This is a genomic window from Streptomyces sp. ATLC9 (assembly GCF_057196705.1).
On the sequence record NZ_JBXUOY010000011.1, the window covers coordinates 35,404 to 41,865 of the forward strand.

The 6,462-nt window shown below is 71.3% G+C and carries 6 protein-coding genes; 4 read left to right on the top strand and 2 right to left on the bottom strand.

Annotated elements, in window-relative coordinates:
• Positions 1-134: 134 nt before the first annotated feature.
• Positions 135-527 (top strand): hypothetical protein, encoded by a 393-nt coding sequence (locus AC2CJA_RS02590; RefSeq protein ID WP_484600991.1) that lies wholly within the window; start codon positions 135-137, stop codon positions 525-527.
• Between the two features lie 35 nt (positions 528-562).
• Here AC2CJA_RS02590 and AC2CJA_RS02595 read toward each other — a convergent pair whose 3' ends face one another.
• Positions 563-1,393: an NAD-dependent epimerase/dehydratase family protein gene (locus AC2CJA_RS02595; protein ID WP_484600992.1), complete on the bottom strand. Its 831-nt coding sequence runs from the start codon at positions 1,391-1,393 to the stop codon at positions 563-565.
• A gap of 292 nt (positions 1,394-1,685) precedes the next feature.
• Between AC2CJA_RS02595 and AC2CJA_RS02600 the strand changes: the two genes are divergently transcribed.
• From AC2CJA_RS02600 to AC2CJA_RS02610, 3 genes are all read left to right on the top strand, one after another.
• Positions 1,686-2,612 (top strand): 5-dehydro-4-deoxyglucarate dehydratase, encoded by a 927-nt coding sequence (locus AC2CJA_RS02600; RefSeq protein ID WP_484600993.1) that lies wholly within the window; start codon positions 1,686-1,688, stop codon positions 2,610-2,612.
• Positions 2,613-2,834: 222 nt separating this feature from the next.
• Positions 2,835-4,397: a sodium:solute symporter family protein gene (locus AC2CJA_RS02605; RefSeq protein ID WP_484600994.1), complete on the top strand. Its 1,563-nt coding sequence runs from the start codon at positions 2,835-2,837 to the stop codon at positions 4,395-4,397.
• A 95-nt stretch (positions 4,398-4,492) separates the two neighbouring features.
• Positions 4,493-5,386 carry a slipin family protein gene (locus AC2CJA_RS02610; RefSeq protein ID WP_484600995.1) on the top strand — a complete coding sequence of 298 codons (894 nt, stop codon included), beginning with the start codon at positions 4,493-4,495 and terminating at the stop codon, positions 5,384-5,386.
• Between the two features lie 55 nt (positions 5,387-5,441).
• On the opposite strand, the gene AC2CJA_RS02615 is transcribed toward AC2CJA_RS02610, so the two are convergent.
• A complete protein-coding gene (locus AC2CJA_RS02615; protein WP_484600996.1) occupies positions 5,442-6,179 on the bottom strand; it encodes a peptidoglycan recognition protein family protein in 738 nt (245 codons plus the stop codon).
• Positions 6,180-6,462 lie beyond the last annotated feature (283 nt).

Sequence of the window (6,462 nt, forward strand, 5' to 3'; positions counted from 1 at the left end):
ACGCGCACGGGGGCGGCCGGCGTACGCGCACTGACATGAGCGGCCGCTCTTTTCGCACCACTATTCCTTTTTGGTGAATTACTTCCCGATGCCCGCGGGGGGGCGGTCGCGACGAGCGACCGCCCGCTCCCGAGGTGCGTGCGGAGATCCTCGCCTCCTGGCAGCGGTCGCGCCTGTTCGGCATCGACCAGGAGCGCCCGGCGCTGCCCGTCGAGAGCGATCTGGAGTCGGACTCCCGCCCGGTCAGGGCGGCCTTGCCGGTGCGGCTGCGGCGCGGCGCCTCCCTGATCCGCGAGGTGTCCGGCCGCAGCAACTCCTCCCCGCGCATCCGGCGTGCCGGGGTGACCGAGGAGGGCGGGCGGGGCCTGTTCCCGGTGGCGCGGCGCGCCAGGAACAGGGGAGTTCGCCACATGCGGACGGGCAAGGCGGTGTGGGCCGAACAGGTGCCGCACTCCGGCCGGGGCGGACCCGGGCCGGAGGAGGCCGACGAGCAGGCGCTGCAGGCCGTGTTCGACGACTTCGGCTGAGGCCGCCGGGGCGGGAGGGGCGGTGGAGCGGCGGGTCAGTGCGGCCAGAGCGGCGGGGCGGTGGTGAAGTGGCCGCCCAGGCACGCGTGTTCCGGCCTGTCCGGGTCGAGTTCGCCCTGCTCGGCGATGAGCCCGGCCGCGTACGGTTCGGAGTCGTCGCGCGGCTCGTACCCCAGCGCCCGTGCCGAGGAGAGGTCCCACCACAGCCGGGTGTTGGCGGAGGAGCCGTAGACGACGGTGTGCCCGACGCCCTCGGCGGTCAGGGCGGCGTGCAGCAGCCGGGCCCCGTCGGCGGGGCTCATCCAGACCGAGAGCATCCGCACCGTCGTGGGCTCGGGAAAGCAGGAACCGATGCGGACGGAGACGGTCTCGACGCCGTGCCGGTCCCAGTAGAGCTGGGCCAGGTCCTCGCCGAAGCACTTGGACAGCCCGTAGAAGGTGTCGGGGCGGCGCGGGGTGTCCACCGGGATCAGCGGATCGCCCTCGCGCGGGCAGGGCGTGTAGCCGACGGCGTGGTTGGAGGAGGCCGAGACGACCCGTCCGACACCCTCCTCGCGGACCGCCTCGTAGAGGTTGTAGGCGCCTTCGATGTTCGCCCGCACGATCTTCTCGAAGGGGGCCTCCAGGGAGATCCCGGCGAGATGGACGACGGCGTCCACGCCCCGCACGGCCTCGCGCAGCGCGGCCCGGTCCGCGAGGTCGGCGGTGATCGTCTCCTCGGACCGCTCCTCCGCCCCGGGGAGCGGCTCGACGGGGGCGACGTCGAGGAGCCGGAGGGTGTAGCCGTAGGAGGGGAGCAGGCCCCGCATCAGGGTGCCGAGGCCGCCCGCGGCACCGGTGAGCAGGACGGTCTGGGGGGCGGGCATGGGCTGTCTCCTCGGTGCGGTGGGACGGCCGGCGCGCACGCGCCGGAACAGGCTCGACACAGGAGCGGTTCACTGAACGTCATTCACAACTGTGGAGACAGTAAGGACTCCCCTCAACGTCGTCAAGCATATGGGAAAGCGCTTTCTCACGCCTCTTCTCGGGCGGAACTTTCCCGAGGGGCGGCCGCCTTGACCGCGGCGAACCACTGTCTTACCGTAATCATGTTCACGAATATGGACAGCGATCGTAGATGTGTACATCATCCACCAGCCCGCGACACCAGGGAGTGCCGTGACCACATCCCCTCTCTCCGCCCGGCTCGACGGCCTGCTCTTCTTCCCCGTCACCGCGTACGGACCGGACGGCGCCCTCGACACCGACGTGTTCCGCGCACATGTGCGCGGCGGCATCGACGCCGGCGCCGGCGCCGTCTTCGCCTGCTGCGGCACCGGCGAGTTCCACGCCCTGACCCCCGAGGAGTACGGCGCGTGCGTCTCCGCGGCGGTGGCGGAGGCGGCGGGACGGGTGCCGGTGGTCGCCGGTACCGGCTACGGCACCGCCCTCGCCACGCGGTACGCCCGCGCCGCGGAGGAGGCGGGCGCCGACGGACTCCTGGCCATGCCCCCCTACCTGGTCGTGCCGGACCAGGAGGGGCTGCTGGCCCACTACACCGCCCTCGCCGGCTCGACCGGGCTGGACGTCATCGTCTACCAGCGGGACAACGCCGTCCTGGCTCCGGCCACCGTGGCCGAACTCGCACGCCACCCCGGGATCGCCGGCCTGAAGGACGGCGTCGGCGACCTCGACCTGATGCAGCGGATCGTCAGCGCGGTGCGTACCGCGGAACCCGGCCGCGAGTTCCTGTACTTCAACGGACTGCCCACCGCCGAACTCACCTGCCCCGCCTACCGGGGCATCGGGGTCGGTCTCTACTCCTCCGCCGCCTTCTGCTTCGCGCCGGAGATCGCCGTCGCCTTCCACCGCGCCTTCACCGGGGGCGACGACGCCACCGTGCGCCGCCTCCTCGACGGCTTCTACCGCCCCCTGGTGGAACTGCGGAACAAGGGCCGCGGTTACGCGGTCTCACTGGTCAAGGCCGGAGTGCGCCTGCGCGGCCTGGACGTGGGCGGCGTGCGGCCCCCGCTGAGCGAGCCGGACGGCGCGCACGTCAAGGAGCTGTCCGCCCTGATGGAACGCGGGCGCGCCCTGCTGGTGTGAGTCTGCCTGTGTGGGGCCCGGTCGGGCCCCACACTGGCAGACTCACACCATTGGATGGAACGTCATGCATATGCATGAACACCAAGCGAGGTGCCACGGCTCCCCCGGCTCATCTCCATCCCTTCGTTCACACGTATTGACGGCCCGTGATGGCACTCCTACTGTGACGGCACGCATTCATAGAGTTGACAGCTGTTCACATCTATGAACTAAGGAGCCGTCATGGCCGCACTGGACTGGACCGTGCTGGGCGCGTACTTCCTCGTGATGGTGGGCATCGGCCTGTGGTCGAGGAGACGCATCCACACCATCGCCGACTTCTTCACGGCCCGCGGCCGTATCCCGTGGTGGCTCTCCGGGATATCGCACCACATGTCCGGCTACAGCGCGATCATGTTCGTGACCTTCGCCGCGGTCGCGTACGACCACGGTGTCACCGTCTACTTCTGGTGGCCCCTCACCATCGGACTGGGCATCGGCGTCGGCGCCTTCCTCTTCGCCGCGCGCTGGAACCGGCTGCGCGCCAGGCACGGCGTCAACTCCCCGCTCGCCTATCTCGCCGTCCGCTACGACCTGCCCACCCAGCAGGTCCTCGCCTACAGCGGCACCGCGCTCAAGGTGGTGGACATCGCCGCGAAGTGGGTCGCCATCGCCCTGCTGCTCCAGGGGTTCGCGGACATCCCGCTGGTGTGGGGCATCGCCCTGACCGGCGCCTGCACCATGCTCTACATGGCCTTCGGCGGCCTGTGGGCCGACGTCCTCACCGACTTCGGCCAGTTCGTCATCCAGGCCGTCGCCGGGTTCGCGATGCTCTTCGCGCTCTTCGCCCACCTCGACGGGGTGGCCACGCTCTGGACGATGTGGGACGACCTCCCGGCCGGCCGCGGCGACCCGGTCAACGGCCCCGTCACGACCGGGCTGATCATGGCGTTCCTGCTGGTGAAGACCTTCGAGTACAACGGCGGCATGTGGAACCTGGCGCAGCGCTACATGGCCGCGCCCTCCGGCTCCCGGGCCAGGAGATCCGCGCTGCTCTCCAGCTTCCTGTGGATCGTGTGGCCGTTCATCCTCTTCGTCCCGATGATCGCCGCCCCGCTCGTCGTCCCCGGCCTGGACGACGGCGAGAGGTCGTACATCATGCTCGCCCAGGAGCTGCTGCCCGCCGGTCTGATCGGGCTGCTCCTGGCCGGCTTCTTCTCCCACACCATGGCCATGGTGGCCTCCGACTCCAACGTCATCACCGCCGTCATCACCCGCGATCTCGCCCCGGTGGTCGTCCCGCGCGTGCGGCGCCTGACGGAGGCCGGACAACTGCTGTTCGCCCGGATCACCACGGTCGCCTTCGTCACGTTCAGCATGGGCATCGCCCTCCTCGCCGACCCGGACGGCTTCATCATGACGGTCGTGGTGAGCGTCGTCGCCGCCACCATGGGGCCGATCTCCATTCCGCTGATGCTGGGCCTGCTGCCCTGGTTCCGGCGTCACGGGCCGCGCGCGGCGCTCGTCTCCTGGGCGGGCGGCCTGACGGTCTGGGCTTATCTCTACTGGGGCGTGGAGGGCGCGAGCCAGACCGTGAGCGTCGGCCTGCCGGTCCTCACCTCGCTGGCGCTGTACCTCGCCGTCGGACTGGTGCGGCCCGAGGGCAGTCCGGCGCGCGACGCGCTGCTCGACTCCCTCGACAGCGACCCGTCGGAGGCCGAGCGGGCCGAGGTTGAGCGGAGGTTCGTCGACCACCCGCCCTCCTCCGACGGCGACGCCGTGTCCGGCGCGGTCGGCACCCGCTGAGCGGGACTCCCTCTGTCACTCATACGGAGCTATGGTAAATACAAGGCGAACCGGACGGGGGAAACAGCCCAGCCCATGGACAGTAGGTGTCTGCGATGCTCCAGGGACTCGCGGCGGCGGGGATCGTTCTGCTCTGCGTCTGCGCCGTCTACGTCGCACTGGCGGCCCGTGTGGTCAAACAGTACGAACGCGGGGTGGTCTTCCGGCTCGGGCGGGTCATGAAGGACGTACGCCCGCCGGGCTTCACCATGATCGTTCCGTTTGTCGACCGGATGCGCAAGGTCAACCTGCAGATCGTGACCTTGCCGGTGCCCGCCCAGGAGGGCATCAGCAGGGACAACGTGACCGTCCGGGTCGACGCGGTCGTGTACTTCAAGGTGGTCGACCCCGTCGACGCGGTCGTACGGGTGGAGGACTACCGCTTCGCGGTCTCCCAGATGGCGCAGACCTCGCTGCGCTCCATCATCGGCAAGAGCGATCTGGACGATCTGCTGTCCAACCGGGAGAAACTCAACCAGGGCCTGGAGCTGATGATCGACAGCCCGGCCGTGGGCTGGGGCGTCCACGTCGACCGGGTGGAGATCAAGGACGTCTCCCTGCCGGAGACGATGAAGCGGTCGATGGCCCGCCAGGCCGAGGCCGCCCGCGACCGGCGGGCCCGCGTCATCAACGCCGACGCGGAGTTCCAGGCGTCGAAGAAGCTGGCGGAGGCCGCGCAGCAGATGGCCGACACGCCGTCCGCGCTACAGTTGCGGCTTCTGCAGACGGTGGTGGCGGTCGCCGCCGAGAAGAACTCCACCCTGGTCCTGCCCTTCCCCGTCGAACTGCTGCGGTTCCTGGAGAAGGCACAGCAGGGCCCGCAGCCAGGTGTGGCACCCTCCGCCCAGGCCGCGGTCCCGCCCGCGCAGGCCCCGTACGCGGCGGCTTCCTCCGCCCGGGCACCGGCGGCGGATCCGGGGAGCGACGGGCAGAGGACCGGGAAGGAGTGAGGCGCGCACCCGGCGGCCCCGCGGCCGCGCCGCGTACCCGGGGCCGCCGGCGCCGTCAGGGGTCGAGGGCGCGCAGGCGGGTGGCCTCCGCGCGGATCTCCGGCAGCCGGTCGTACAGCGCCTGGCCGGGACAGTCGGTCTGGTGGCTGTCCCGGTGGCCCGCGATGACGTCGAACGCCGCCGCCTCGCCCTTGCCGTAGCGGCTCTCGTCGTTCGTCGAGACCAGCCGCACCCTGCCCTCCGGATCGGCACCGGGCCGCAGCTTCCACGCCGCGACCGCGGCGATCGCGTCGATCACCGCGCGCGGCACCTCCTGCCCCGCCCCGAAGGTGCCCAGCGCCGCCACACCGACGCTGTTGCGGTTGAAGCCCTTGGTGTGCGCGCCGTACACCGGACGTCCGATGCCGCCGCCCCGCCCCTCGTAGATGGTCCCGCACCTGTCCACGACGAAGTTGTATCCGATGTCGTCCCATCCCTGGCCCTCGACGTGGTCCGTCTCCAGGGCACGCAGCAGCTCCGGGACCTCCGAGCAGTCGTAGCCGTTGGGGTGGCCGGTGTGGTGGACGAAGACGGCGCTCACCGGGCCCGTGTAGCTGGCCTCCTCCCTGACCATGCTCTCGTCGGCGCGCCAGGCCTTCCGGCTGACGACCGCGGGCCGTGGCGCGGTGTAGGCGGTGGCGGGACCGGCGGTCTCCGGTCCCGGGGGTTCGAGGAGGTGGGCGGGAACGTCCCGCGCCGCCAGCAGCGCCAGCGGCAGAAGGGCGGCGCCCAGCACAAGTCGTGGGTACCACATGCACCCACCCTGCCCCCGCTCGCCGCGGATCTCGCGGCAGACGGGGCCGGTCGGGTGACGGCGGGTGACCGGTCGGGAGGGTGTTCGCGCAGCTCACAGGGCATGTGGGGGCATGTACCGGAGTGCGGCCCCCACTCGGGCGGCGGCAGGTGTTCCCCGGGCGGGGGGCCCCCCCGCCCCGACCGGGCGCGGGTCGGCGGGAGGCCGTTTCCTCGCGGTCCTCGCGCAGGGCGGTGAGGATGCCGGCCGCCTCCCGCGGGCCCGGCTCGGCCCGGCGGCGGAC